Annotated in this window: 19 protein-coding genes and 1 tRNA gene; 15 read left to right on the top strand and 5 right to left on the bottom strand. The window is 68.0% G+C overall.

Going from position 1 to position 23,597, the window contains the following annotated elements; genetic code table 11:
• Window position 1: 1 nt before the first annotated feature.
• Window positions 2–931, top strand: coding sequence for an aldo/keto reductase (locus P0Y52_15530; protein ID WEK57926.1), 930 nt, complete (start codon window positions 2–4; stop codon window positions 929–931).
• On the opposite strand, the gene cysQ is transcribed toward P0Y52_15530, so the two are convergent.
• Window positions 928–1,713, bottom strand: coding sequence for a 3'(2'),5'-bisphosphate nucleotidase CysQ (cysQ, locus tag P0Y52_15525; GenBank protein ID WEK57925.1), 786 nt, complete (start codon window positions 1,711–1,713; stop codon window positions 928–930). The two genes, P0Y52_15530 and cysQ, sit on opposite strands and share 4 nt — an antisense overlap.
• Before the next feature lie 89 nt (window positions 1,714–1,802).
• Here cysQ and P0Y52_15520 point away from each other — a divergent pair, with 89 nt between their 5' ends.
• From P0Y52_15520 to P0Y52_15510, 3 genes are all read left to right on the top strand, one after another.
• On the top strand, window positions 1,803–2,489 hold the full coding sequence (locus tag P0Y52_15520) for a histidine phosphotransferase family protein (protein WEK57924.1): 687 nt from the start codon (window positions 1,803–1,805) through the stop codon (window positions 2,487–2,489).
• An 84-nt stretch (window positions 2,490–2,573) separates the two neighbouring features.
• Entirely contained in the window at window positions 2,574–2,957 is a 384-nt protein-coding gene (locus P0Y52_15515; protein ID WEK57923.1) for a response regulator, read from the top strand.
• Window positions 2,954–3,769, top strand: a complete 816-nt coding sequence (locus tag P0Y52_15510; protein ID WEK57922.1) for a protein-glutamate O-methyltransferase CheR — start codon at window positions 2,954–2,956, stop codon at window positions 3,767–3,769. Before P0Y52_15515 ends, P0Y52_15510 begins: the two co-directional genes overlap by 4 nt.
• On the opposite strand, the gene P0Y52_15505 is transcribed toward P0Y52_15510, so the two are convergent.
• A complete protein-coding gene (locus P0Y52_15505; GenBank protein WEK57921.1) occupies window positions 3,746–5,125 on the bottom strand; it encodes a metallophosphoesterase in 1,380 nt (459 codons plus the stop codon). The genes P0Y52_15510 and P0Y52_15505 overlap by 24 nt on opposite strands.
• 254 nt (window positions 5,126–5,379) lie before the next feature.
• Here P0Y52_15505 and P0Y52_15500 point away from each other — a divergent pair, with 254 nt between their 5' ends.
• The 3 genes from P0Y52_15500 (at window position 5,380) to P0Y52_15490 (ending at window position 10,763) form a co-directional block, all read left to right on the top strand.
• Entirely contained in the window at window positions 5,380–7,659 is a 2,280-nt protein-coding gene (locus tag P0Y52_15500; protein ID WEK57920.1) for a TonB-dependent receptor, read from the top strand.
• A gap of 113 nt (window positions 7,660–7,772) precedes the next feature.
• Window positions 7,773–9,683, top strand: coding sequence for a M20/M25/M40 family metallo-hydrolase (locus tag P0Y52_15495; GenBank protein WEK57919.1), 1,911 nt, complete (start codon window positions 7,773–7,775; stop codon window positions 9,681–9,683).
• Between the two features lie 57 nt (window positions 9,684–9,740).
• The gene (locus P0Y52_15490; protein ID WEK57918.1) at window positions 9,741–10,763 is read left to right on the top strand and encodes an NAD-dependent epimerase; all 1,023 of its coding nucleotides are present in this window, start codon (window positions 9,741–9,743) and stop codon (window positions 10,761–10,763) included.
• Between the two features lie 47 nt (window positions 10,764–10,810).
• Here P0Y52_15490 and P0Y52_15485 read toward each other — a convergent pair.
• Window positions 10,811–10,886 (bottom strand) — tRNA-Ala (locus tag P0Y52_15485).
• A 121-nt stretch (window positions 10,887–11,007) separates the two neighbouring features.
• Between P0Y52_15485 and P0Y52_15480 the strand changes: the two genes are divergently transcribed.
• The 5 genes from P0Y52_15480 to hisS all read left to right on the top strand — a co-directional run bounded on the left by P0Y52_15480 (window position 11,008) and on the right by hisS (window position 15,743).
• A complete protein-coding gene (locus tag P0Y52_15480; protein WEK57917.1) occupies window positions 11,008–11,337 on the top strand; it encodes a YggT family protein in 330 nt (109 codons plus the stop codon).
• A 131-nt stretch (window positions 11,338–11,468) separates the two neighbouring features.
• A complete protein-coding gene (locus P0Y52_15475; GenBank protein ID WEK57916.1) occupies window positions 11,469–12,347 on the top strand; it encodes a 3-hydroxybutyryl-CoA dehydrogenase in 879 nt (292 codons plus the stop codon).
• Window positions 12,347–12,910 carry a hypothetical protein gene (locus P0Y52_15470; protein WEK57915.1) on the top strand — a complete coding sequence of 188 codons (564 nt, stop codon included), beginning with the start codon at window positions 12,347–12,349 and terminating at the stop codon, window positions 12,908–12,910. The genes P0Y52_15475 and P0Y52_15470 overlap by 1 nt, the downstream gene beginning before the upstream one ends.
• Before the next feature lie 46 nt (window positions 12,911–12,956).
• Window positions 12,957–14,207, top strand: coding sequence for a DUF418 domain-containing protein (locus P0Y52_15465; protein ID WEK57914.1), 1,251 nt, complete (start codon window positions 12,957–12,959; stop codon window positions 14,205–14,207).
• A gap of 42 nt (window positions 14,208–14,249) precedes the next feature.
• On the top strand, window positions 14,250–15,743 hold the full coding sequence (gene hisS, locus P0Y52_15460; protein ID WEK57913.1) for a histidine--tRNA ligase: 1,494 nt from the start codon (window positions 14,250–14,252) through the stop codon (window positions 15,741–15,743).
• A gap of 370 nt (window positions 15,744–16,113) precedes the next feature.
• Here hisS and P0Y52_15455 read toward each other — a convergent pair whose 3' ends face one another.
• Window positions 16,114–18,252 (bottom strand): peptidase M13, encoded by a 2,139-nt coding sequence (locus P0Y52_15455; GenBank protein ID WEK57912.1) that lies wholly within the window; start codon window positions 18,250–18,252, stop codon window positions 16,114–16,116.
• A gap of 154 nt (window positions 18,253–18,406) precedes the next feature.
• Between P0Y52_15455 and P0Y52_15450 the strand changes: the two genes are divergently transcribed.
• Together P0Y52_15450 and P0Y52_15445 are read left to right on the top strand one after the other, a co-directional pair.
• Window positions 18,407–20,272 carry a cation:proton antiporter gene (locus P0Y52_15450; protein WEK57911.1) on the top strand — a complete coding sequence of 622 codons (1,866 nt, stop codon included), beginning with the start codon at window positions 18,407–18,409 and terminating at the stop codon, window positions 20,270–20,272.
• A 229-nt stretch (window positions 20,273–20,501) separates the two neighbouring features.
• On the top strand, window positions 20,502–21,161 hold the full coding sequence (locus P0Y52_15445) for a TetR/AcrR family transcriptional regulator (protein ID WEK57910.1): 660 nt from the start codon (window positions 20,502–20,504) through the stop codon (window positions 21,159–21,161).
• 116 nt (window positions 21,162–21,277) lie between these two features.
• On the opposite strand, the gene P0Y52_15440 is transcribed toward P0Y52_15445, so the two are convergent.
• Window positions 21,278–22,405, bottom strand: coding sequence for an aromatic ring-hydroxylating dioxygenase subunit alpha (locus P0Y52_15440; GenBank protein ID WEK57909.1), 1,128 nt, complete (start codon window positions 22,403–22,405; stop codon window positions 21,278–21,280).
• Window positions 22,406–22,525: 120 nt separating this feature from the next.
• Here P0Y52_15440 and P0Y52_15435 point away from each other — a divergent pair, with 120 nt between their 5' ends.
• The gene (locus P0Y52_15435; protein WEK57908.1) at window positions 22,526–23,455 is read left to right on the top strand and encodes an alpha/beta hydrolase; all 930 of its coding nucleotides are present in this window, start codon (window positions 22,526–22,528) and stop codon (window positions 23,453–23,455) included.
• The last annotated feature ends 142 nt before the right edge of the window (window positions 23,456–23,597 follow it).

Below are 23,597 nucleotides of genomic sequence, written 5' to 3'. Positions count from 1 at the left end.
GATGCGTTATCGCCCGTTCGGCGCCACGGGCGCGGCGGTGTCCAACCTGACCCTCAGTCTGGGAACTGACGCCCTGGGGCGCGGTCGCGCCGCGCTCAGCGAGCTGATCTTCACCGCGCTCGAGGCGGGGGTGAACTCCTATCATCTTGAAAACGCCGATCCGGTTCTGGCCGAGATCGTCGGAGAGGCCCTGGGCCATGTCGAGCGTCGCCTGGTTTGTGTCGGCATGACCCTGGGCGTCGGCGACGGCCGCAAGAAAGGTTTTCGCGACTTCTCGCCAGACAGCCTCAGCGGCGCCATCGACCGCGCCTTGCACGCCTCGGGCCTGGGCTGGTTCGACGTGGCTGTGCTGGACGAACCCGCCGATGATGAACTGCCACAGGCGTCGCTGATCGCGCTCAAGGCCCTGCGCAAGGCCGGCCACGTCAAGCTGCTGGGCGTGTCGGGCGACTCGCCGGTCATGGACGTCTATGTCTCGACCGGCGCCTTTGACGTCCTCTACACCCCCTTCCACGCCAATGTGGAGTGGCGCATCCGCTCGCGGATGCGGGCCGCGCGCGAACGGGACATGGCCATCTTCACCTACGACTACTTCCCCGAAAGCCTGTCGACCGAGCGCAAGGCCGCCGGCGCGGGCGGCACGATGAAGAAGAAGAAGGGCCTGTTCGGATTTGGCGCCAAGCCGATCGAGCAGGGCATGAGCAACGCCGGCTCCTTCGCCTTCCTGCACCAGACGCCGAACTGGAAAGCCGAAGAGATCTGTCTGGCCTTCACCCTGACCGACCCGGCCGTCGCCAGCGTCATGGTCGACGCTATCAACCCGGAGCGGATGGAGGCCCTGGCCGCCGTCCCAGAACGCGACCTGCCGCCCGGCCTCTCGGCGCAGATCGAAATGGCGCGGGTCGGATCGGCCGTCGCCGAGGCGTCCTAGCCGCCCATCGCCACGAACGGCCCGTTGAGGAAGCCCGGCTTGCGGTAGGCCAGTCGGCGTCCGTCCGCGCCCAGCACCCGGCCCCCTGCGGCCTCCAGCACCGCCTGCCCCGCCGCCGTGTCCCATTCGCTGGTCGGGCCCGTGCGCGGGTAGGCGTCGAAACGGCCTTCGGCGATGAGGCAGAATTTCAGCGAAGAATCCGTGCCCTGCCACTGACTGCAGCCGTGGCGCGCGGCCAGACGCGCGGCCTCCTCGTCGGTCATGCTGTGGCTCAACAGGGCGATGCCCTCGGCCGGGCGGTCCCGCACCTTGATGGGCCGCCAGGCTTCGCCGAAGGCGCGGCGCACCGCGCCCTTGCCTGGCGCCGTCGAGGCCCAGGTCACGCCGGTCGCCGGGGCGGTCACGACGCCCGCGAGGGGGACCTCGCCGCGCATCAGGGCGATATTCACGGTGAAGCTCTCGCGCCCTTGAACAAAGCCCTTGGTTCCGTCCAGCGGGTCGATCAGCCAGAACCATTCACCGACCGAAGCGGGGACGCCGTCGGCGGCGGAGGCCTCCTCGGCCACGGCCTCGACCTCGGGCCAATGCTCAGCCAGGCGCTTCAGGATCAAGGCCTCGGCGGCGCGATCGGCCTCGGTGACCGGGCTGGCGTCGGACTTGGTCTCCACCGCCGTCCCGACCCGCCAGTAGGGCAGGATCAGACGCGCGGCCTCCTCGGCGATGTCGGCGATGGTTTCGGCGAGGGCGCCGGAAGCGAGGTCGGTCTCTAGGGCGTGCGTCATGTCCCCGCCTCGATAACCCATGCGCCCGGTTTCAAGAACCGGCAAATCAGGTCAGCCTTGACCATTCCCGCCAGCAGACCGTTTCAACGATGACCCTGACCGACCTTTCCGCCTCCTCGGCCGACGTGGCCGCCGCCGACCTGCCAGCCGGCGGGGCCGAGCTGGCCGCCTTCATCGCCGGCAAGCTGTGTCACGATTTCATCAGCCCGGCGGGCGCCATCATGTCGGGGCTCGACCTGTTGGAAGACCCCACGGCCCAGGACATGCGCGACGACGCCATGAGCCTGATCCGCCAGAGCGCCCGGAAGATGGTCGCCCACGTCCACTTCGCCCGGGTCGCCTTCGGCGCCGCCACCACAAGCGAACAGTTCGCCTCCGCCGAGTTGCGCGGCCTGGTCGCCAACCTGTCCGAGGGCGGACGCGCGACCCTGGACTGGCGCATCAACGACGCAGAGACCTTCACCAAGGCTCAGGCGCGAATCCTGATCAACCTGGCCTGGATGACCCTGGGCGCCCTGCCGACCGGGGGCGTCGCCACCATCACCGCCCGCCGCGAGGGCGACCGCCTGCTGCTGATCGGCTCGGCCGAAGGCGCCCGCGCCCGGCTCAAGCCCGAAGCCCTGACCGGGCTGCGCGGCGAGCGCCTGACCGAAGGTCTGGCCGGCCAGTGGATTCAGCCCTACTGGCTGTGGTTGGCGGTGGCCGAAACGGGCGGGCGTCTCGACCTGGCTTGCGACGAGGGCCGGGTCGGTCTGATGGCCCGCACCCCGATCTGACCCCGGCTCGACCCGCCACCGTCTGTTAACGCCCCTCAATGATCATCACGCGCACCGCATTCACGCCAAACGAGACAGAACCCCTTGGATCTCCAGACCTGTTTGATCGTCGATGACAGCCGGATCATCCGCAAGGTCGCGCGCCGCATCGTCGAGGGCCTGGGGTTCGAGGTCGACGAGGCCGCCGACGGAGCCGAGGCCCTGACCTACTGCATGGCGGCCATGCCCCATGTCGTGCTGCTGGACTGGCAGATGCCGGTGATGGACGGCCTGGCCTTCCTGCGTCGCCTGCGCGACCTGCCCGGCGGCCGCGCGCCCAAGGTCCTGTTCTGCACGATCGAGACCCGCGCCGACCGGATCGCCGAAGCCCTGTCCGCAGGAGCCGACGACTATGTTATGAAGCCTTTCGACGGCGAGATCCTTCAATCGAAGTTCGCCGAAGTGGGAGCTGTTCAGTCACCGTCATGACGCCCGAGGATTTCGATCGCCTTCAGACCTTGCTGGCGTCCCGCGCCGGCTTCCGGCTGACCCGCGACCGGATGCATCTGGCCGAGCATCGTCTGGGCCCGGTGGCGCGGCGCGAGGGCTATCACAACGTGGAGGCCATGCTGGCCACCCTGTGGAACAAGCCGGTAGCCTCTCTGGGCTGGTCGGTGATCGAGGCGTTGCTGAACAGCGAGACCTGGTTCCGCCGCGACCGCGCTGTGTTCGACGTCTTCGCACGCGAACTGATGCCCGCCCTGACGGCGGCGCGCCCCGGCGGAAAGGTGCGCCTGTGGTCAGCCGGGGTCTCCACTGGCCAGGAGGCCTATTCCCTGGCCATGGCGGCGCTGGAAAGCCACGCCGACGTCGAGATCGTCGCCACCGACCTGTGTCAGCAGGCTCTCGATAAGGCCGCCTCCGGCCTCTACACCTCCTTCGAGATTCAGCGCGGGCTCTCGGCCCGCACCATGTTGCGCTGGTTCGAGCAGGCCGACGAGCAATGGCGCGCCCGCCCCGAGTTGCGCAAGGCTGTGCGTTTCCAGCGCGCCAATCTGCTGGATGAACCCAGCGACGACGGACAGTTCGACGTCATCTTCTGCCGCAACCTCCTCAGCGATCTGGAGCCCGCGCGCCGCGCCCAGGCCCTGGAGCGGCTGGAGCACCGTCTGGTCGACGACGGTTGCCTCTTCCTCGGCCTCGACGAACGCCCCGACGGCGACAGCGTCGCCTTCCGTCCCGTCGCCGGGCGCAAGGGCCTCTACGTCAAGGCGCCGTCAGCCGTGCGCCGCGCCGCCTAGCAGGCCCGCCGCCGCCGTCGCCTTGACCCGCGCCTCGGCCATCTCGCTGAAGACCAGATCGCTGACGCCGAAATACTCGGCCTGATTCATGGCGCACCAGTCGGTCGTGACCAGACGCACCGTCGCCTTGCCCGCGACATCCCCCGCCGCCCCATAGAGGAAGTCGCCGCTGCGCTCCGCCAGCGGCATGGGCCGGTCCTGATTGGCCCGCGCCATGAAGCCCGCCAGACGCGCGACCGGAACCTCGGCGACCATCAGCCTGCCGTCGAACCGCACCACGGCGTCAAAGGCGTAGCGCGTCACCGGGCCCGCCGGCAGGCCGGTCCCCAGCGTCGTATGACCGATGAAACCCGCCTCGGCGCCCGCCGCCCGCGCCATGGCGGCGGCGACGGCGCGGCCGGTCTCGCCCAGCGTCAACGCGACCGGACTGACGCCCAGCACGACCTGCTCCTCATCCGTCAGATGGGCGGCCACGGTCGTCGCGATCAGGTCGGCGATGCGCGGCGACGGCGGGGCCGCCAGGTCCACCGGCGTCGAGATCACATCGATCCGCCCGTCTTCGAACAGGGTGGCGGTCGTATAGGCGTTGCTCCACGACCCCGTGTGGGCATAGGCGCTGCGCCCCTGTTCGTGCTGGAACAGCAGGTGATTGTGCCCGCCGATCATCAGGGCGCCGTCGGGCAGCAGGGGCAGGATGTCGCGATCCCCGGCCACCCCGGCATGGCTCATCATCAGCATCAGGTCGGCGCCGTCCAGCAGACGGGTCAGGTTCGCCTTCGCCCACGCGCCCGGTTCCGGGATCGACAACCAATCACGGCTGGCCTTGGGATAGGTGTTCAGCGAATCCGTCCCCGCCCCGACGATGCGCAGCGACCGCGAACCCAACGGCACGGTCACGGCGGCCTCGGCATAGGGCTGGCCGGTGCGGGCGTCGAGAATGTTGCTGACGACCACGATGCCCAGCGACCGCATCCGCCCCACCACCTCTGCCAAGTCCAGCGTCAGGTCGTTGTCGTGGTTGCCCAGGTTGACCACTGTGGGCGCCAGCTTCGGCAGTTCGCCCAGGAAGGCCCAGTCAATTGCTCCGCCCGACCTCACCGAGACGACATTGCCATGCTCGAAGATGTCGCCGTCGAGGGCGATCAGATGCGGAATGTCCGAACCTGCGATCTCGGCCTCCAACGCGGCGAGCAGTTGACCTGTGCGTTCATAGGCCGAGTGCAGATCCGACATGGCCAGAACGCGGCCGACCGCTCGCGCCCTACGCCGCGGCGACAGCGCGCCCAGACCCGGCGCCACGGCGGCGACGGCCATCAGCTGAAACAGGCGGCGGCGGTGAAGGGGAGTGATCGTCATGCGCAGGTCCCTGTCAGGCCGCGCCCGGCGGGTCGAGAGACAACTCACCGAAAAACAGCGGCGCAGCCCTGCCGTTTCGCACGACATATTGCGACGCACAATGCCAAGCAGGCCGGCAGGCCGCCAGAAACGTCGAGTTTTTTGACATCGTGTCCCTGTCGCGAAAGCTTCATCGAACAGCCGTTCTCGAGACTGGAAAAAGCGCCGCTGTGGACCTAGGGCCTCGCCACCAGTCTCAACGAGGATCTTCCCCCATGTCCCGTCGTCTCGTCGCCCTCGCCGCCTCCGCCAGCGGCCTCGCCCTGCTCATCGCCGCCCCGGCCCTGGCCCAGAATGTCGCGCCCCAGCCAGCCGACGCCGCCTCACAAGCCGTCGCCATCGACGAGATCGTCGTCACGGCCCAGCGCCGCAGCGAGAACATCCGCGACGTGCCTTTCGCCGTCACGGCGATGAACACCGAGACCCTGGCCGCCCTGTCCTCGGGCGGCGGCGACATCCTGCAACTGTCCGGGCGCATGCCCAGCCTGCAGGTCGAGAGCTCGAACGGTCGCTACGCCCCGCGCTTCTACATCCGCGGCCTGGGCAATGTGGACTTCGACTTCAACGCCTCGCAGCCGGTCTCGGTCGTGCTCGACGACGTGGTGCTGGAGAACGTCTACCTGAAGGGCTTCCCCCTCTTCGACGTCAAGCAGGTCGAGGTTCTGCGCGGTCCGCAAGGCACCCTGTTCGGTCGCAACACCCCGGCCGGCGTGATCAAGATCGACACGACCAAGCCCGGCGACGACTTCACCGGCTACGGCTCGCTGACCTACGGCAACTATGGGTCGACCCGCGCCGAAGCCGCCGTCACCCTGCCCGCCTCGGACACCCTGTCGGTGCGTGTCGCCGGTCTGTGGAACCACCGCGACGACTGGGTCAACAACGCCTATGACGCCCCCTTCGCCAAGACGGACGGCAAGGATCTCGGCAATTTCGACGACATCGCCGGCCGCATCCACGTCGCCTGGACCCCGACCGACCGCCTGTCGACCCTGCTGACCCTGCAGGCACGCGACTATGAAGGCACCGGCACGATGAACCGCGCCAACGTCCTGACCAAGGGCTCGAACAAGCTGAACGACCGCTTCGACCGCGACACCGTCTATTACGACGGCGGCCGCAACAACTACCAGAAGCAGCAGACCACCTCGCAATCGCTGCAGGTCGCCTATGATTTCGGCCCCGCCACCCTGACCGGCGTGCTCGGCTCCTATCAGGGCTCATCCGCTGGCAACGGCGACATCGACGGCGGCGTGCTGAACGACCCCATCAACAGCGGCACCGTGCCCTTCCCGTCGGAAACCGGCACCCTGTCCAGCGACCTGATCCAGAACACCTATGAGCTGCGTCTGTCGTCCAACGGCGACGGCGCATTCGGCTGGCAGGTCGGCGCCTTCTACTGGAATGAACGCTTCAACCTGGTCTCGGCCACGTTCAACGGCTTCGGCGGCCTGACCCCGACCCACGTGACCGACATCGTGCAGAAGTCGGATTCCTGGTCGATCTTCGGTCAGGGCCGCTATCAGGTCACCGAGGCCCTGAAGCTGACAGCGGGCGTGCGCTACACCGACGATAGCCGCGACTTCCGTGGCCAGCGCATCAAGTCGCCCACGACCTTGCTGGACGTGACCAAGACGGTCGGCGACGAGCAGGTCAGCTGGGACGTCAGCGCCCTGTATGAGGTCAACGACAGCCTCAACCTGTTCGCCCGCGTGGCCAACGGCTATCGCGGCCCCTCGATCCAGGGCCGCATCGCCACCTCGGACCTCGTCACCACCGCCGACTCCGAGACCGTCATGTCCTATGAGACCGGCTTCAAGGCCCGCCTGTGGGACGGTCGCGCTCGCCTGAACGCAACGGTCTACTACTATGAGGTCTCGGACCCGCAGTTCACCGCCATCGGCGGCCAGGGCAACTTCAACCAGCTGATCAACGCCGCCAAGGGCGAAGGCTACGGCGTGGAAATCGACGGAGACGTCTATCTGGGCGCAGGCTTCAGTCTGGCTAGCAGCTTCGCCTGGAACCATACCGCGATCAAGGACAAGGACCTGCTGGTCCCGATCTGCCGCATTCCTACGGTCGGCGCAGCGCCGATCTGCACCCCCACGGACCCGCTTGTGACGGTGGGAACCACGCCGCGCGCCAACATCAACGGCAACCCCTTCCCTCAGGCGCCGGAATACACCGCCAACCTGACGCTGAACTACGTCCGTCCGATCGGCGACGATCAGGAACTGTTCGCCTCGACCGACTGGGTCCTGCGTCAGAACTTCAACCTCTTCCTCTATGAAGCGGTCGAGTTCCGTCAGGACACGCAGTTCGAAGGCGGCCTTCGCGCGGGCTGGCGCGACCTGAACCGTGGCCTGGAAGCCGCCGCCTATGTCCGCAACATCACGGACGAGGCCAACATCCTCGGCGCCATCGACTTCAACAACCTGACGGCCTTCGTCAACGAACCGCGCATGTACGGCGTGGAGCTGTCGAAGCGCTTCTAAGCCTTCACGGCTGCGGCGATCAGAGGGCGGCGGCGGGGAGACCTGTCGTCGCCCTCTTGCCATCCGGGCTCGGCTTGGCCCTACTGCCTATCGGATCGGGGAGGATCTTTCACATGCGGCTGGCCCTGCTGTTCGGATCGCTGACGCTCGCCTTCTTGCTGGCGGTATTGACCACCCAGGTTCCCCGGCCTCGCCCCCTCGACGCGCCCGCCGCCGCCTTCTCCGCGGCCCGCGCCATGAGCGACGTCGAGCAGATCGCCCGCGCCCCGCACCCGGTCGGCTCGCCCGAGCACGCCCGCGTCCGCGCCTATCTGACCGACCGCATGACCCAGCTGGGCCTGTCGCCGCAGGAACAGGCCGGCCCCCTGTCGCCCGGCTCGATCCAACGTTTGAAAAGGGCCGGCGGCGATCCCGAGGCGGCCAATAATCAGGCGATCAATCTGATCGGGGTCCTGCCCGGCCAGAATCGTAACGGGGATCGCAGCCAGCCCGCCGTCATGCTGATGGCCCACTATGACACCGTGGTCGGCTCGCCCGGCGCGGCGGATGATTCCACCGGCGTCGGCGCCGTGCTGGAGGCCGTGCGCGCCATCCAGGCGCGCGGTCCAGCCGAGCGCGATCTGGTCGTCCTCTTGACCGACGCCGAGGAGCTGGGCCTGGACGGCGCCCGCATCTTCTTCGGCGGGCATCCGCTGCGCGACCACATCGGCGCCGTGGTCAACCTCGAGGCGCGCGGCGGCGGCGGCCGCGCCGCCATGTTCGAGACCGGGCGCGAGGCCGGCCCCACCGTCGACCTGTTCCGCCGCGCCGCCATGCGCGCCGACGGCGGGACCACGGCCACCTCGCTGGCCGTCTTCATGTACGAGCAGATGCCCAACGGCACCGACTTCACCATCCCCAAGGATCGCGGCGTCGGCGGTCTGAACTTCGCCTTCATCGGCCGCCCGGCCCAGTATCATTCCCCCGACGCCACCCCCGAAAACCTCGACAAGGGCGGGCTACAGCACCTCGGCTCACAAGCGCTGGAGGCCGCCGACGCCCTGCTGCGCGCCCCCGCCCTGCCCGCCAAGGGGCCGAACACCGTCTATGCCGACGTCTTCGGCCGTCTGATGCTCAGTCATTCGGCGGCGACCGGCTGGGCGCTGCTCGGCCTGACCGCCCTGTTCGGCGGCTTCGCCGCCTGGCGCGCCCGACGCTCGACCGGTCCGAGCGCCGGACAGGTCGGGCGCGGCCTGCTCGACGGGCTGTGGTTTCTGTCCGCTGGCCTGATCCTGGCCCAGGCCGTGCGCCTGCTGGCCGGGCCGACAGCCAGCCGCGCAAGCTCATCAGAGACCTACTACGTCCTGCTGCGTCGCCTGCCCTGGATGGAGGCGGGCGCCGTCCTGACCATCCTGGCGCTGGCCCTGCTGTTCCTGACCGGCGCGCGTCGCAGGCGTCCGCGCGCGGTGGCCGGGGTTGTCGCCGTCCTGACCCTGCTGGTCCTGCTGATCGGCGGCTTCAGCCCCGTCATGCTCGGCGCGGGCGTCATCGCCGCCGCCCTGTCCCTGTGGCCGGTCAAGGCGCCGACCGCGACCACGACCTCGACCTGGGGCGGTTGGCTGGGTTTGATCGCCCTCGTCTTCCTGCTCGGCTGCGCGGTTCAGGGCTCAGCCCCCGAAGCCGCCCTGCTGTTCGTCTGGCCCGCCCTGCTGGCCGCCGCCGCCGCCGCGCTCGCCGCCCTGATCAGCCCCGACCTGACCCGCCCCGCCAGCCTGATCCCGCCCGCCGTCGCTGGCGTGCTCGGCGTCGCCTGGCTGATGGGACTGGGCCATTTCGTCTTCCTCGGCATCGGCATGGACCTGCCCGGCGCCCTGGCCCTGATCGGTCTGCTGGCCCTGCTCTTCCTGCGCCCGCTCAGCCCGCCCCTCGGCGCCGTCCGCCCGGTGCTGATCGGCGCCGCCGCCTGCCTGATCCTGGCCTGCGGCCTCAGCCTCGCCGCCCGCTTCGCCGAGCCGACCCCCGCTGTGGCCCAGAGTGTTCCCTGACCCTGCCCTGACAGCGGCCCGCTGGCGAAACCGCGTCCAACCGTCTATCGCAGCCTGATGTCCACTGATCCCGTTCTCGTCACCGGCTCCGCCGGCTTCATCGGCTTCCACACCGCCCAGCGGCTGCTGGAGCGCGGCGAGACGGTCATCGGCCTGGACAACCTCAACGCCTATTACGACCCGGCGCTGAAACACGCCCGTCTGGCCCAGCTTCAGGCCTATCCCGCCTATCGCCACTACACGCTGGATCTGGCCGACCGCGCCGGCGTCGCCGCCCTGTTCGCCGAGCACGCGCCGCGCCGCGTGGTCCACCTCGCGGCCCAGGCCGGGGTCCGCTACAGCCTCGAGGCGCCCGAGACCTATGTCGATTCCAACGTCGTCGGCTTCCTCAGCATCCTCGAGGGCTGCCGCGCGGTGAAGGCGACCAATCTGGTCTTCGCCTCGACCAGTTCGGTGTTCGGCGCCAACGCCGCCCTGCCGTTCTCGGTGCGCGACCCGGCCGACCATCCGCTGACCGTCTATGCGGCGACCAAGCTGGCCAACGAGGCCATGGCCCATTCCTACGCCCACCTGTTCGGCTTCCCGGCCACGGGCCTGCGCTTCTTCACCGTCTATGGACCGTGGGGCCGCCCGGACATGGCCCTGTTCAAATTCACCCGCGCCATCCTCAAGGACGAGCCCATCGACGTCTACGGCGAGGGGAAAATGAGCCGGGACTTCACCTACGTCGATGACATCGTCACCGGCGTGGTCGCCGCCCTGGATCGCCCCGCCGCCATCGACCCGACCTGGGACGCCAAGGCTCCCAACCCCGCCACCAGCGGCGTCGCCCCCTGGCGTATCCTCAACCTGGGCGCCGGCCGCCCGGTCGCCCTGATGCGCTACATCGAGGTGCTTGAGGCAAAACTGGGCCGCCAGGCGAAGCTGAACCTCATGCCCATGCAGGACGGCGATGTGGCCAATACCGAGGCTGACGTCACCGACACCCTGGCCGCCCTGGACTACGCCCCCTCGACACCGGTTGAGGACGGCGTCGGCCATTTCGTCGACTGGTACTGCAACTTCTATCGCGAAAACTGACGCGCGCAGCGGCCTTGCGCCTCATCGTCTCTCAATGAGGAAAGCCTTGGTGGAGCCGAGGGGAGTCGAACCCCTGACCTCGTCATTGCGAACGACGCGCTCTACCAACTGAGCTACGGCCCCGACCGACAGGCAGGTGGCGAGATAAGCGGCGGGCCAAGGGGGTGTCAACGGGTCGCGGAGGAATCCTTGGCGTTCGGCGACGGCGCCGTTAGAAGCGTACTGGTTTCAAGGGAATTTCTGCATGGGCATCGGCGTCGGCGTCATCGGCTTCATCTTCTTTCTGATCGGCGCGCTGCTGCAGCTGCTGCTGTTCGCCATCATCGCCAATGCGATCCTCAGCTGGCTGTTCGCCTTCGACGTCATCAACTACCGCAACCGGTTCGTGGCCCAGGTGGCCGAGTTCCTGGACCGGTTCACCTCGCCGGTTCTGGCGCCCCTGCGCCGTGTCATTCCGCCGCTGGGCGGCATGGACCTGACGCCGATCGTGGCCCTGCTCATCATCCAGGGCGTGCAGGCTTATCTGCTGCCGCCGCTGCATATCGCCGCCCTCGGTCTCGTCGGCGCCTACTAGGCCGCCACGTTGAGGCGCGGCCACGGGCGGCAGGAATCTCAATCGCGCCTCATTCCGCCCCTTGCGCGTGGCGGGCGGGCTCCTAAGGTGCCCGCGATTGGTCCCTGCGGGACCGCAGCTTGCGCGTATCTATGACCACGATCAGGACAGTCGCCATTATCGGCGCCGGACAAATGGGTTCGGGCATCGCTCAGGCGGTGGCCTCCGGCGGTTATGAGGTGCGGCTCTACGACTTGTCAGCCGAGCGGATTCCGCTGGCCCAGGGCGAGATCGCGGCCAGCCTGGCGCGTCGCGCCGCGCGCGGCCTGACGACAGCGGCCGAGGCCGACGCAGCCCTGGCCCGCATCCGCCCCGTCGCCTCGCTCGCCGAAGCCGCCCAGGCCGATCTGGTCATCGAGGCGGCGTCCGAAGACGAAGCGGTCAAGAAGTCGGTCTTCATCGAGCTTCTGCCCCACCTGCGCCCCGACACCCTGCTGGCGTCGAACACCTCGTCCATCTCGATCACCCGCCTGGCCTCGGTCAGCGATCGGCCGGACCGCTTCATCGGCCTGCACTTCATGAAGCCGGCGCCGACGATGAAGCTGGTCGAGATCGTGCGCGGCATCGCCACCTCGGCCGCCACCTACGAGGCCGCCGTCGCCTTCGCCGAGAGCCTGGGCAAGATCACCACCGAGTCCGAGGACTTTCCAGCCTTCATCGTCAACCGCATCCTGGTGCCGATGATGAACGAGGCCATCTATGTGCTGTATGAAGGCGTCGGCAACGTCGCCTCGATCGACAAGGCGCTGAAGCTGGGCGCCAACCACCCGATGGGGCCGCTGGAGCTGGCGGACTTCATGGGTCTGGACGTGGTCCTGGCCATCATGAACGTGCTGTACGACGGCCTGGCCGACAGCAAGTACCGCCCCTGCCCGCTGCTGGTGAAGTATGTCGAGGCGGGCTGGCTGGGCAAGAAGAGCGGGCGCGGCTTCTATGACTATTCCGGCGCGACGCCGGTGCCGACCCGCTGATGTCGCGTCTCGACCGGATCGAGGACCTGCCGGGCCTCAAGCGCGTCGCGCCCCGGCATTCGACGCAGAGGTTTGTGCTTGCGGCCCTGGCCGCAGCCGCCTGGCCGCCGCTGATCGGCACCCTGATCGTCTGGCCGCCCGAGAACTGGGCCTCGGGCGTCGATACCGACTGGCGACTGGTGCTGCTGGTGCTGGGCCTGATCGCCGCCCCCGTCGGTCTGTGGATGCTGCGCCAGACCCATGCACGCGCGGGCCGTCCCTCGACGCGCCTGGGCGTGGTCTGCCGCTTCATGGTCTTTGGCGGACTGCTGGCCGCCGCCGTGCAGATCCTGATCGCCGCGGTCATGTCCCTGCTGTCGGTGATCGCCTCGCAGAGCCTGGTCCAGGGCCTGGGCGCGTTGGAGACGACCTTGCTGATCTTCGGCGTCGCCGGCCTGCCGCTGGCGGTGCTGGTAGGCGTCAGCTACGCCCTGTGGGCCGGTCTGTGCGTGGCGTTCATCGCCTTCGCGCCCGCCCCCGTGGTCAAGGACCGCATGGGCCTGATGCAGAACGGCGCCCGCTGACATTCGGCGACGCCCCGCCTAAGCTTGTCCCTCCACGGGGGACGCCATGATCGACCAGACGAATCTCTCGGACGGGCCGCAGCCCGTGGCCGCCGACGCCCGCATCCAGACGCTGGACGTGCTGCGCGGGGTCGCCGTCCTGGGCATCCTCGCGGTCAACGCCGCCGCCTTCGCCCTGCCGATGGATGCGGCCGTGGCGCCGGAGCAGTCGCCCTTTCCCCTGATCGGCGCCTCGGCCGTGGCTCACTGGGTGGTCGAGGTCTTCTTCCATCAGAAGTTCGTCACCCTGTTTTCCATGCTGTTCGGCGTGTCGATCTTTCTGGTCGGCGGCGAGCGCGGAGATGAAGCGCGTGGGCGGGTGCTGCGACGTCGCCTGCTGTGGCTGGGCCTGTTCGGCCTGATCCACGGCCTGGCCTTCTGGTACGGCGACATCCTTCTGCTCTACGCCTGGTCCGGGCTGTTCGTCATGCTGATGCGCTCCATGCCGGCGCGCTCCCTGATCCTGTTCGGCGCCGCCGCCACCCTGGCCTTGGCCACTATGCAGGCCGCCACGATGTGGATGACGGTCAACGGTCCCGCCCTTCTCGTCGACGCCCTGAGCGACGAGTCCCTGAGCCTCGCCGAAGGGGCCGTCTCGGCCAGTATCGCCGCCTATCACAGCGGCTGGCCCGCTGGCCTGATCGAGAACCTCAAGGCCTGGGGCATCCTGCAGGGCGCCAGTCTGTTCGGCTATGTCTTCGCCACCGTGCCGCTGATGATGCTGGGCCTGGGCCTGTTCAAGGCGGGCTTCTTCCACGGCCGCCTGCCCACCCGCGTCTATGCCGCGCTGATCGCGCTGGGCGGCGCCATCCTGGCCCTGCTGGCTCTGCTGGAGTGGCGCGAGATCATGGCCGGGCCCGCGATCAAAGGAATGGGCGTCGAGGCCACGCATGGCTGGGCCGAGATCGTCGCCTCCTATCCGATCTTCATCACCCTGGCCTACGCCAGCGGCCTGATCCTGCTGACCTCGCGCGGGGTCGGCTGGGTGCGCCGCGTCTTCGCGCCGGTCGGTCAGATGGCCTTCACCAACTATCTCAGCCAGACGCTGATGATGAGCAGCCTTTTCTATATGCCGTGGGGGCCGCGCCTGATGGGACAGGTCGACTATCCGGGCCAGTGGGGGATCGTCATCGCCGTCTGGGTCCTGCAACTGATCTGGTCGCCGCTGTGGTTGAGCCGCTTCCGCATGGGTCCGCTGGAGTGGCTGTGGCGCCGCCTGAGCTATGGCCACGACCTGCCGCTGCGCCGTCAGGTCTGACGGCAAGTTGCAGCGGGTCCGCCGATGGCTTAATCGCGCGGCATGACTGACGAAGCCCCCATCCGCCCCGAAGCCCGCGCCCCCCGGGGTTTCGCCGACCGTCGCGGCCGCGACCTGACCGCCGAGCGCCGCATCGTCGCGCGCGTGTCAGAGGTCTATGAGCGCTGGGGCTTCGAGCCGCTGGAAACCCCGGCGTTCGAATACGCCGACGCCCTGGGCAAGTTCCTGCCTGACGCCGACCGCCCCAACGAGGGCGTCTTCGCGCTTCAGGACGACGCCGGGTCGGACGAGCCGGGCGAGTGGATGGCCCTGCGCTACGACCACACCGCTCCCCTGGCCCGCTTCGCCGCCCAGAACTGGGAGACCCTGCCCAAGCCGTTCCGCCGCTACGCCTACGGCCCTGTCTGGCGCAACGAGAAGCCTGGCCCCGGCCGCTTCCGCGAGTTCTGGCAGTGCGACGCCGACACCGTCGGCTCGGACCGTCCTGAAGCCGACGCCGAGATCATCGCCATGGGCTGCGAGGGCCTGCGCGCCGCCGGCCTCGGCGACGGCCAGTCGGTGATCCGCGTCTCCAACCGCAAGCTGTTCGACGGCCTGTTCGACGCCGGCGGCGTGACCGACGCGGTCCAGCGCCTGACCGCCCTGCGCGCCGTCGACAAGTATGACCGCCTGGGCCTGGAGGGCGTGCGCGCCCTGCTGGGCGAGGGCCGTCTGGACGAGTCCGGCGACTATACCAAGGGCGCCCGCCTGCCCGCCGCCGTGATCGGCGCGGTCGAGGCCTTCCTCGTCTCCGCCGAAACCGCCGGTCTCAGCCGCGCGGGCGTGCTGGACGCCGTGGCCAAGGCCGGCGCCTCCCTGGGCGCGGCGGGCGAAGCGGCCCTGGCCGAGCTGTCGGCCATCGACCGGGCCCTGACCGCCATGCGCGTGGGCGAGGCCGAGGTGAAGTTCGATCCGACCATCGTGCGCGGGCTGGAATACTATACCGGCGCCGTGTTCGAGGCGGAGCTGCTGCTGGACACCAAGGACGACAAGGGACGCGCCGTGCGCTTCGGCTCCATCGGCGGCGGCGGTCGCTATGACGATCTGGTCGCCCGCTTCACCGGCCAGTCCGTGCCGGCCACCGGCTTCTCCTTCGGCGTCTCGCGTCTGGCCTCGGCCCTGCGCGCCGCCGGTCGCGGCGACGATCACGCCACGCGCGGCCCGGTTGTGGTCATAGTCTTCTCGGAAGACGATATGCAGCACTACCTCGACGCCGTCTCCGAACTGCGCGCCGCCGGGATCGCCGCCGAGCTCTATCTGGGGCGCGCCGGCATGAAGGCGCAGATGAAATACGCCGACCGTCGCGGCTCGCCCGCCGTGGTCATCCTCGGCGGCGACGAACTGGCCGCCGGTGAAGTCACCATCAAGGATCTGGACGCCGGACGCGCCCGCGCCGCCGCCATCGCTGACAACGAGGCCTGGAAGGCTGAGCGTCCCGGCCAGCAGAAGGTGGCCCGCAGCGAACTAATCGCAACGGTTCGCGCCATTATCGAATAGGCTTCGAGTTTATCCGCGCCACAGGCGCGGGTTATCGATGTTTAGTCATAAATGGATGCTTTTTGACGCTGACCTTGATTGACTTGACCCCTGGGTTCGCGTCAATTGGCCTCACTCAAGAGGCGCAGCGGTCAAATGCAGCGACAACTTGAAGGCGTTTCGGGGAGGAAACGTCCGCTCCTTAGAGAGCGATAAAGCCCGCTGCGATGTATCCCCCGCAGCGGGCTTTTTCATGCCTGAAATCCTGCAGCGGCCGCGCAAAGCCCCTGCGCCGTCGCATTAATCGAAGGTTATTCGAGAGTGCGGCTTCTTCATGAAAAAGGGCCGGAGCGTCGCCGCTCCGGCCCTCTTCACATGTCAGACGTCGCGCCTACCAGATGCGAACGCGGTCTTGCGGCGCGAGGTAGTATTTGTCGCCCGGCTTGACGCCAAAGGCCTCGTACCAGGCGTCGACGTTGCGGACAGGACCGATGACGCGGAACTCGGCCGGGCTGTGCGGATCGGTGGCGATCTGCTGCTTCAGCGCCTCCTCGCGATACTTCGACTGCCAGACCTGGGCCCAGCCGTAGAAGAAGCGCTGGTCGCCGGTCACGCCGTCGATCACCGGGGCCGGCTGGCCGTTCAGCGACAGGTGGTAGGCCTCAAGGCCGACCGCCGTGCCGGCGGCGTCGCCGATGTTCTCGCCCATGGTCAGACCGCCCTGGACGGGGTGGCCCGGCAGGGGTTCGAACTGGTCATACTGGGCGCCCAGACGGGTCGTCAGGGCCTGGAAATTGGCCTTGTCCTCGTCGGTCCACCAGTTGCGCAGCACGCCGTCGCCGTCGGACTTGGAGCCCTGATCGTCGAAGCCGTGGCCGATCTCGTGACCGATCACGCCGCCAATACCGCCATAGTTGACGGCCGGATCGGCGTTCGGATCGAAGAAGGGCGGCTGCAGGATGGCCGCCGGGAAGACGATCTCGTTATTGGCCGAGTTGTAGTAGGCGTTGACCGTCTGCGGCGTCATGCCCCACTCGGCCTTGTCGACCGGGCCGTTCAGGCGGTTCAGCTGATAGTTCCACTGGAACTCGCCCAGGCGCTGGCTGTTGCCGAACAGGTCGTCGGCGCGGATGTCCAGGGCGGAGTAGTCGCGCCACTTGTCCGGGTAGCCGATCTTGACGGTGAATTTGCGCAGCTTTTCCTGAGCCGCCGCCTTGGTCTCCGTCCCCATCCAGGTCAGGTTGTCGATGCGGTGCGACAGGGCGGTGCGCAGGTTGGCGACCAGCTCTTCCATCTTGGCCTTGGATTCGGCCGGGAAGTATTCGGCGACATAGAGACGGCCCGCGGCTTCGCCCAGCGAACCTTCAGCAAAGCTGATGGCGCGCTTTTCGCGGCTGCGCTGCTCGGGTTGGCCCGACAGGTCGCGCGAACGGAATTCCCACTGGGCGTCCGAGAAGCGCTTCGACAGGGTCGAGGCGGCGTCGTCCGTCGTGTGGAAGGCCTGCCAGGCTTGCAGGGTGTCGACCGGCGCCTCGGCGAAGATGGCGGCGATCTTGGGCATGGCGGTGTTCTGACGCACGATCAGGCGGTCGACCGAGCCCAGGCCGGCGGCGTTGAAATAGCCGGTCCAGTCAAAGCCCGGCGCCTCGGCGGCCAGGGTTCGGATGGTGTATTCGTTGTAGGTCTTGTCGCGGTTGCGATTCTCGATCGGGGTCCAGTGGGCCTCGGCGATCCTAGTTTCCAGCGCCACGATGGCGGCGGCGTGACCGGCAGGATCCGCCCAGCCGATATTGGTCAGCATCCGCTCGACATAGGCCTGATACTTCTCTTTCTTGTCCGCAAAGCGGGCGTCCAGATAGTAGTCGCGGTTCGGCAGGCCGATGCCCGCCTGGCCGGTCGTCACAGCGTAACGGGTCGGGTTCTTCTGATCGATGGTGATGCCGGTGCCGAAGAAGGAGGCGCCGACCCGACCCTGGGTCTGCCCCATGTAGGCGGCGATCTTCTCATGGGTGTCGGCGGCGCGGATGGCGGCCAGGAAGGGCTGCAACGGCTGGGCGTCCAGCGCCTCGATGCGCGCCTCGTCGATATAGCTGCGATAGGCGTCGGCCACCTTGGCTTCGTCCGAACCGGGCGTCAGGTCCGTGCGCGACGCCAGCCCCTGAACCAGGGCCTTCATGCGGTTGTCCGACAGCTCGCGCAGCAGGGCGAACGAGCCGTAGGAGGTGCGGTCCGACGGGATCTGCAGCTTGTCGAAGGCCGCGCCGTTGGCATAGCGGAAGAAGCTGTCGCCCGGCGCCACCGAGGTGTCGCGACCCGACAGGTCAAAGCCCCAGGTTCCGTATTTGGGCGCGTCCGTGCCGGCCCAGCCGGCTGGCGCGGCGCCGCCTTCAGGCGCCGAGGCGCCGTGGAACAGCTCCACCACCGAGCAGGATTCGTCCACGCAGGCGTGGTCGTGGCCGTCTTGCGCCGCGGCCATTCCGGCGGGCAGCAACAGGGCGCCGACAGCGGCCCCGATCAGCAGTTTCTTCATTAAGCAATTCCCTCGACTAACCCGTGCTCAGGTTCGGCGCGGACCCTAGTCCGACCGTGAGCGGACCCGCGTCTTAAAAAAAGTTCATGAAAGACGCGAGCCGTCTCGCCAGATCGTGATCGCCTGCGTCACAGTGCGGCGTTACGGAGGATGCATGGATCAGGCGCACGGCGGCGAATACCGGGACCTTGTGGTCTTTCTGGCGGCGGCCGGCGTGGTGGTGCCCCTGTTCAACCGGCTGAAGATCAGCCCGGTGCTGGGCTTTCTCGCGGCGGGGGTGCTTCTGGGCCCCGACGGTCTTGGGCGCTTCGCCCAGTCGCACGGCTGGCTTAGCTGGCTGACCATCGGCGATCAGGCCCAGATCCGTCAGCTCTCCGAACTGGGCGTCGCCTTCCTGCTGTTCATGATCGGACTGGAGCTGTCGTGGGAGCGGCTGAAGGCCATGCGCCGACTGGTCTTCGGCCTGGGTCTGTTGCAGGTCGCCGCCTGCGCCGTGGTCATCGCTATCGCCTTCATGGCCTTGGGCCAGCCCCTGGCCGGGGCCGCCGTCCTGGGCATGGGTCTGGCCCTGTCCTCGACCGCTGTGGTCATGCCGGTGCTGGCGGCGCAAGGGCGCATCAACAGTGAAACCGGGCGCGCCACCTTCGCCGTCCTGCTGGCCCAGGACGTGGCGGTCGCCCCCATTCTGATCACCGTCACCGTGCTGGCGACCCTGGCCCAGAGCAACGCCGCCACGGTGGAGCCCGCCGCCCTGGGCCGCGCCCTCTTCACCCTGCTGCCCGCCGCCGGCGGTCTGTTTCTGATGGTGCTGCTGGGGCGGCTGGTGCTGCGCCCCATGTTCCGTTCGGTCGCCCGCGCCCAGCACCGGGGCGAAGGCCGCGAACTGTTCGTGGCCGCCAGCCTGCTGGTCGTCGTCGTCGCCGGGCTGACGGCCCAGGCGGTCGGCCTGTCGATGAGCCTGGGCGCGCTTGTCGCGGGCGTCCTCCTCGCCGAGACAGAGTTCCGCCGCGAGGTCGAGGTGGCCATCGACCCCTTCAAGGGCCTGCTGCTGGGCGTCTTCTTCATCGGGGTCGGCATCGGCCTGGACCTGGACGCGGTAGCGGCGGACCCGGCCACCGTCCTGGGCATGGCCGCCGGTCTGATCCTGCTGAAAGCCCTGATCATCTTCGTCCTGGCCCGCGCCTGGGGCCTGGCCGCCCGCTCGGCCATCGAGACGGCCCTGGTCCTGGGCCCGGCGGGCGAGTTCGCCTTCGTCATCCTGTCCACCGGCCTGGTCGAAGGCCTGGCCTCGCCCGAGCTGACCCGCAAGGCCATGCTGGCCGCCACCCTCAGCATGTTCGCTGTGCCCCTGCTGGCCGTTCTGGCCCGCGCCCTGACCAAACGCGCCGCGCCGGTCTCCGACCCCGAGACCGAAGGCCTGTCGCCGGACGCCGGCGCGCCGGGACCGGACGAAGCGGTGCTGATCGTCGGCTTCGGCCGGGTCGGGCGGCTAGTGGGCGAGCTTCTGGCCGAACACGATCAGCGCTTCGTCGCCCTGGACGCCGATCCCGCCACCGTCCGGTCAGGCCGCGCGGAAGGTCATGAAGTCTATTACGGCGACGCCGCCCGGCCCGAGATGCTGACCGCCTGCGGCCTGGGATCGGCCCGCGCCCTGATCGTCACCATGGACAGTCCGACTAAAGTCGATGAGGTGGTCAAGGCGGCCCGCGCCCTGTGCCCCGACCTGATCCTGATCGCCCGCGCACGCGACGATCACCACGCCGCCCGCCTCTACGCCCTGGGCGTCACCGACGCCGTACCCGAGACCACGGAGGCCAGTTTGCAGCTCGCCGAAAACACCCTGGTCGATCTCGGCGTCCCCATGGGGCTTGTGCTGGCCTCGATTCACGAGCGTCGCGACGGCTTCCGCAAGACCTTCCAGGCGGCGGCGCCAGATGGTCGGGGCGCCCGCCCAGCAAGAGCGTTCCGCAGCCCCCGTTCAAACGTTCCGCCACCGAACAACAGTACGCAAACTACGTAAAAACCCTTAGGCCGATTGACCTTAAGGCCAAGCTTAAGCAAGATTTCAGATCGGTTAGCGACCCATTTTGGTCAATGTTCGGTGATGAAAGTTCGCTTCCCCCCCACGGGACGCCGGTTGTCGTCTTATCGTGGTCCATGCCGAGGCGGCGTCGGATCAGGTTGGATGCTACGGGCGCCCTTCACGACCGGCGGGCGTTAAGCCCTTACCGAGCCAGAGTATTTTACTGATGCGTGAGACTAGCCTGTCTGCCCCGGAAACTGTCGAAACCGAGGGTCAGCCCCGCCTGAATCGTCGTCAAGCCGCCAAGATCCGCACCCGTCAGAAGGTGCTGGACGCCGCGCGCACCCTGTTCGCCGAGCGCGGATACGACGCCGCCACCATCCGCGACATCGCCAAGGGCGCCGGAATGTCGACCGGCGCCGTCTTCGCCAACTTCCAGGACAAGGCCGAACTGTTCGAGTGCGTCTTCGCCGAGGAGATGGCTGGCCTGCTGCAGGACATCCAGACCGCCGCCGGTCATGAAGGCCGCGTCGCCGAGCGTCTGGCCGAGGGCCTGACCGCCGGCTACCATCGCTCGCTGGAGCACCTGCCGCTGATGCAGGCGATGATCGCCCGCTCGTGGTTCCAGCCCGAGGCCGCCGACGAGCGCTCGCGCACCTTCGTCAAGCCGATCGTCGAAGCCATCATCAATGTCCTTCAGGGCGGCATTCGCGAAGGCGAACTGCGTCAGGACCTCGATCAGATGGTCATGGGCCGGATGATCTGGGACGTCTTCATCGCCAACTTCCGCTACGCCGCCTACGACAACTGGGGCATCGAAGAGCTGACGCCGCAGATCCGCAAGCAACTGGACCTGATCCTTTCCAGCCAGCTGGCGCGGCAATAGTCCGCGGGGGCCGACAGCCCCTGATCGCTGAATAGAAAAGGCCTCTCCCCAGCGCGGGGAGAGGCCTTTTGCTTGGCTTCAGGGTCGGAGCATGACGACCTCGGCCACCCCTCCAATCAGCTCTTCCACCTCAAGACCACTTCCTTGATCGGATTGATGAAGCTGCGCCCCTCGGCGCGGCTCTTGATCCACTCACGCTTCAACTGCTGGTACCATTTGGCCTGCTTGTCGGCGTCGTCGATCCAGATCAGGGCCGGGTCGTATTTCAGCCCCTCGTTCTGCAGGTTCACCATGCCGCCGTCCTGCTTCAGGAAGGCGACCACGCCCATGCGCAGGAAGGGCTTGGCGACATTGAACACCCAGTGGTCGGACCAGAAGATCTGGGTGATCCGCGTCTTGGTCTCCGTCACCGGCGTCAGGCAGGTCAGGGCCAGCACCTGTTTGGCGCCGACCTGGATATGCTCCCAGCGATAGCCGGGCAGGCGGAAGGTGATCTCGGTCGCCGGCGCCCCGCCCAGGATCTTGTAGAGGCGGCTGTTCGACGACGGGGCGTGGCGCACCATGGCCCAGCCATAGTCGCGCGGCGCAAAGGTCTTGGCCTTTTCATGCATCGAATGCTCGGAGCGCCACCACCACTGCTGATGCACGAAGGGGCCGTGCGCCGGGTCCATCAGGCCGATGACGGCGTGGTCGATATGGCTGTCGAAATCCATCGCCTCGACCAGCTTCACCTCGCCCTCAGCGCCGGGGAAGAGCGGCGGCTCGTGGTCGGGCTCGGACGGATCACGCGCGTCCGCCGCCATCCAGACGAAGACCAGGCCCTGGCTCTCGCGCACCGGATAGGACCGGACGCGGATGCGATTGGCCTCAAAGGCCTGATCTTCGACCAGGGAGGGAATGGCGGCGCAGACGCCGTCGGGACGGAAGCGCCAGCCGTGATAGGGGCATTCGATCGTCTCGCCCTCGCCCGGCTTGTCCACCAGACGCCCGGCCGAGAGGGGCGCGGCGCGGTGAGGACAGATATCGCGCATGGCATAGATCGCGCCCGCGCGCGTCCGCCCGATCAGGACCGGCTCGTCCATCACCTCATAGCGCTTCAGGCTGGCGACCGGCACGTCGCGCGCCAGGGCGACGAAATACCATGCGTCGCGCACGAAGCCCTTGCCGAAGGCTGTAGGCGGGGCCTTGGCCTCAGGAACGGCGACATCAGAGGACTGGACGGGATCGACGGCGGCTGGCTTCATCCCGCCTCTCTATCAAGAGACGCCGCTCGTGTCGTCGGGGTCGATGATGGGTCACAAAAAGAACTTTACATCATAAAGTCGGTCATCTAGTTCGAAGATCATCTTTCGGGGAGCCACGCCATGAACCATCGCATCGCCATCGCCGCCGCCCTTCTGGTCCTGGCCTCGCCCCTGGCCGCCCAGGCCCAGGACGGTCACACCAATCATGCCGCCGGCCACGCCCACGCCGCCTTCGCCTCGGACCGCCTCCACGTTCGCGTCGACGGCCCTGAAGGCGCACCTGACCTGATCCTCATCCCTGGCCTGTCGTCCTCGCCCGAGATCTGGCAGGGCGTGGTCGATCATCTGGGGGACCGCTACCGTGTCCACCGCATCCATGTTCAAGGCTTCGCCGGCGCGCCGGCCAAGGGCAATGCGAGCGGCCCGGTCGCCGCCCCGGTGGCCGAGGAGATCGCCCGCTACATCCGTGAACAGGGCCTGCAAAAGCCCGCCGTCGTCGGCCACTCGATGGGCGGGACCATGGGTCTGATGCTGGCCGCGCGGCATCCCGATCTGGTCGGCAAGCTGATGGTCGTGGACATGATCCCCTTCATGGGCGCCATGTTCGGCCCGCCCGGAACCACGGCGGAAAGCGTCGCCCCCGTCGCCGATCAGGTCTTCACCGCCCAGTCGACCGCGCCCCGCGACCAGTACCTGACCCAGGCCCGCGCCGCCGTCACCGCCATGATCAAGACCGAGGCCGCCCGCTCCGGCCCGCTGCAGGACACCGAAAACAGCGACCAGCAGGTCTCGGCCGCCGCCTTCCGCGAGCTGATCGTCACCGATCTGCGCCCGGAACTGGGCAAGATCACCGCCCCGACCGAAGTCCTCTACGTGAAGTTCAACGACCCGCGCATGACCGACGCCATCACCGACGCCATCTATCAGATGTCATTCGCCAACCTGCCGAACGCCAGGCTGAAGCGCATCGACGACAGCGCCCACTTCATCATGCTGGACCAGCCGACGGCCTTTTACGGTGATCTGGACGCCTTTCTTTCGGCGAAATAAGTCCTCACGCTCCTGTGATTAGAAACGACGGCGTTTTCTACGGCGGCGTGACCCGGCATCTTGCTTGCGCGAATATCTGAGTTTGGACGCTGTCGCGTCCCTGCCGATTTCGCTCTAGGGTCACGCCGCTGCAAGAGGGACT

It is taken from the genome of Candidatus Brevundimonas phytovorans (assembly GCA_029203145.1).
Classification (GTDB): Bacteria; Pseudomonadota; Alphaproteobacteria; order Caulobacterales; family Caulobacteraceae; genus Brevundimonas; species Brevundimonas phytovorans.
Note: the sequence above shows the minus strand (reverse complement) of the source record. Positions and strands in the feature narration are given on the sequence as shown.

Excerpts from the sequence above, each read along its gene's own strand:
- P0Y52_15510 (WEK57922.1), top strand. The coding sequence starts at position 2,954 with ATGACGCCCGAGGATTTCGATCGCCTTCAGACCTTGCTGGCGTCCCGC.
- P0Y52_15450 (WEK57911.1), top strand. The coding sequence starts at position 18,407 with ATGGATCAGGCGCACGGCGGCGAATACCGGGACCTTGTGGTCTTTCTG.
- P0Y52_15435 (WEK57908.1), top strand. The coding sequence starts at position 22,526 with ATGAACCATCGCATCGCCATCGCCGCCGCCCTTCTGGTCCTGGCCTCG.
- P0Y52_15475 (WEK57916.1), top strand. The coding sequence starts at position 11,469 with ATGACCACGATCAGGACAGTCGCCATTATCGGCGCCGGACAAATGGGT.
- P0Y52_15520 (WEK57924.1), top strand. The coding sequence starts at position 1,803 with ATGACCCTGACCGACCTTTCCGCCTCCTCGGCCGACGTGGCCGCCGCC.
- P0Y52_15490 (WEK57918.1), top strand. The coding sequence starts at position 9,741 with ATGTCCACTGATCCCGTTCTCGTCACCGGCTCCGCCGGCTTCATCGGC.
- P0Y52_15505 (WEK57921.1), bottom strand. The coding sequence starts at position 5,125 with ATGACGATCACTCCCCTTCACCGCCGCCGCCTGTTTCAGCTGATGGCC.
- P0Y52_15500 (WEK57920.1), top strand. The coding sequence starts at position 5,380 with ATGTCCCGTCGTCTCGTCGCCCTCGCCGCCTCCGCCAGCGGCCTCGCC.
- P0Y52_15440 (WEK57909.1), bottom strand. The coding sequence starts at position 22,405 with ATGAAGCCAGCCGCCGTCGATCCCGTCCAGTCCTCTGATGTCGCCGTT.
- P0Y52_15530 (WEK57926.1), top strand. The coding sequence starts at position 2 with ATGCGTTATCGCCCGTTCGGCGCCACGGGCGCGGCGGTGTCCAACCTG.
- P0Y52_15470 (WEK57915.1), top strand. The coding sequence starts at position 12,347 with ATGTCGCGTCTCGACCGGATCGAGGACCTGCCGGGCCTCAAGCGCGTC.
- cysQ (WEK57925.1), bottom strand. The coding sequence starts at position 1,713 with ATGACGCACGCCCTAGAGACCGACCTCGCTTCCGGCGCCCTCGCCGAA.
- P0Y52_15455 (WEK57912.1), bottom strand. The coding sequence starts at position 18,252 with ATGAAGAAACTGCTGATCGGGGCCGCTGTCGGCGCCCTGTTGCTGCCC.
- P0Y52_15495 (WEK57919.1), top strand. The coding sequence starts at position 7,773 with ATGCGGCTGGCCCTGCTGTTCGGATCGCTGACGCTCGCCTTCTTGCTG.
- P0Y52_15480 (WEK57917.1), top strand. The coding sequence starts at position 11,008 with ATGGGCATCGGCGTCGGCGTCATCGGCTTCATCTTCTTTCTGATCGGC.
- P0Y52_15465 (WEK57914.1), top strand. The coding sequence starts at position 12,957 with ATGATCGACCAGACGAATCTCTCGGACGGGCCGCAGCCCGTGGCCGCC.
- hisS (WEK57913.1), top strand. The coding sequence starts at position 14,250 with ATGACTGACGAAGCCCCCATCCGCCCCGAAGCCCGCGCCCCCCGGGGT.
- P0Y52_15445 (WEK57910.1), top strand. The coding sequence starts at position 20,502 with ATGCGTGAGACTAGCCTGTCTGCCCCGGAAACTGTCGAAACCGAGGGT.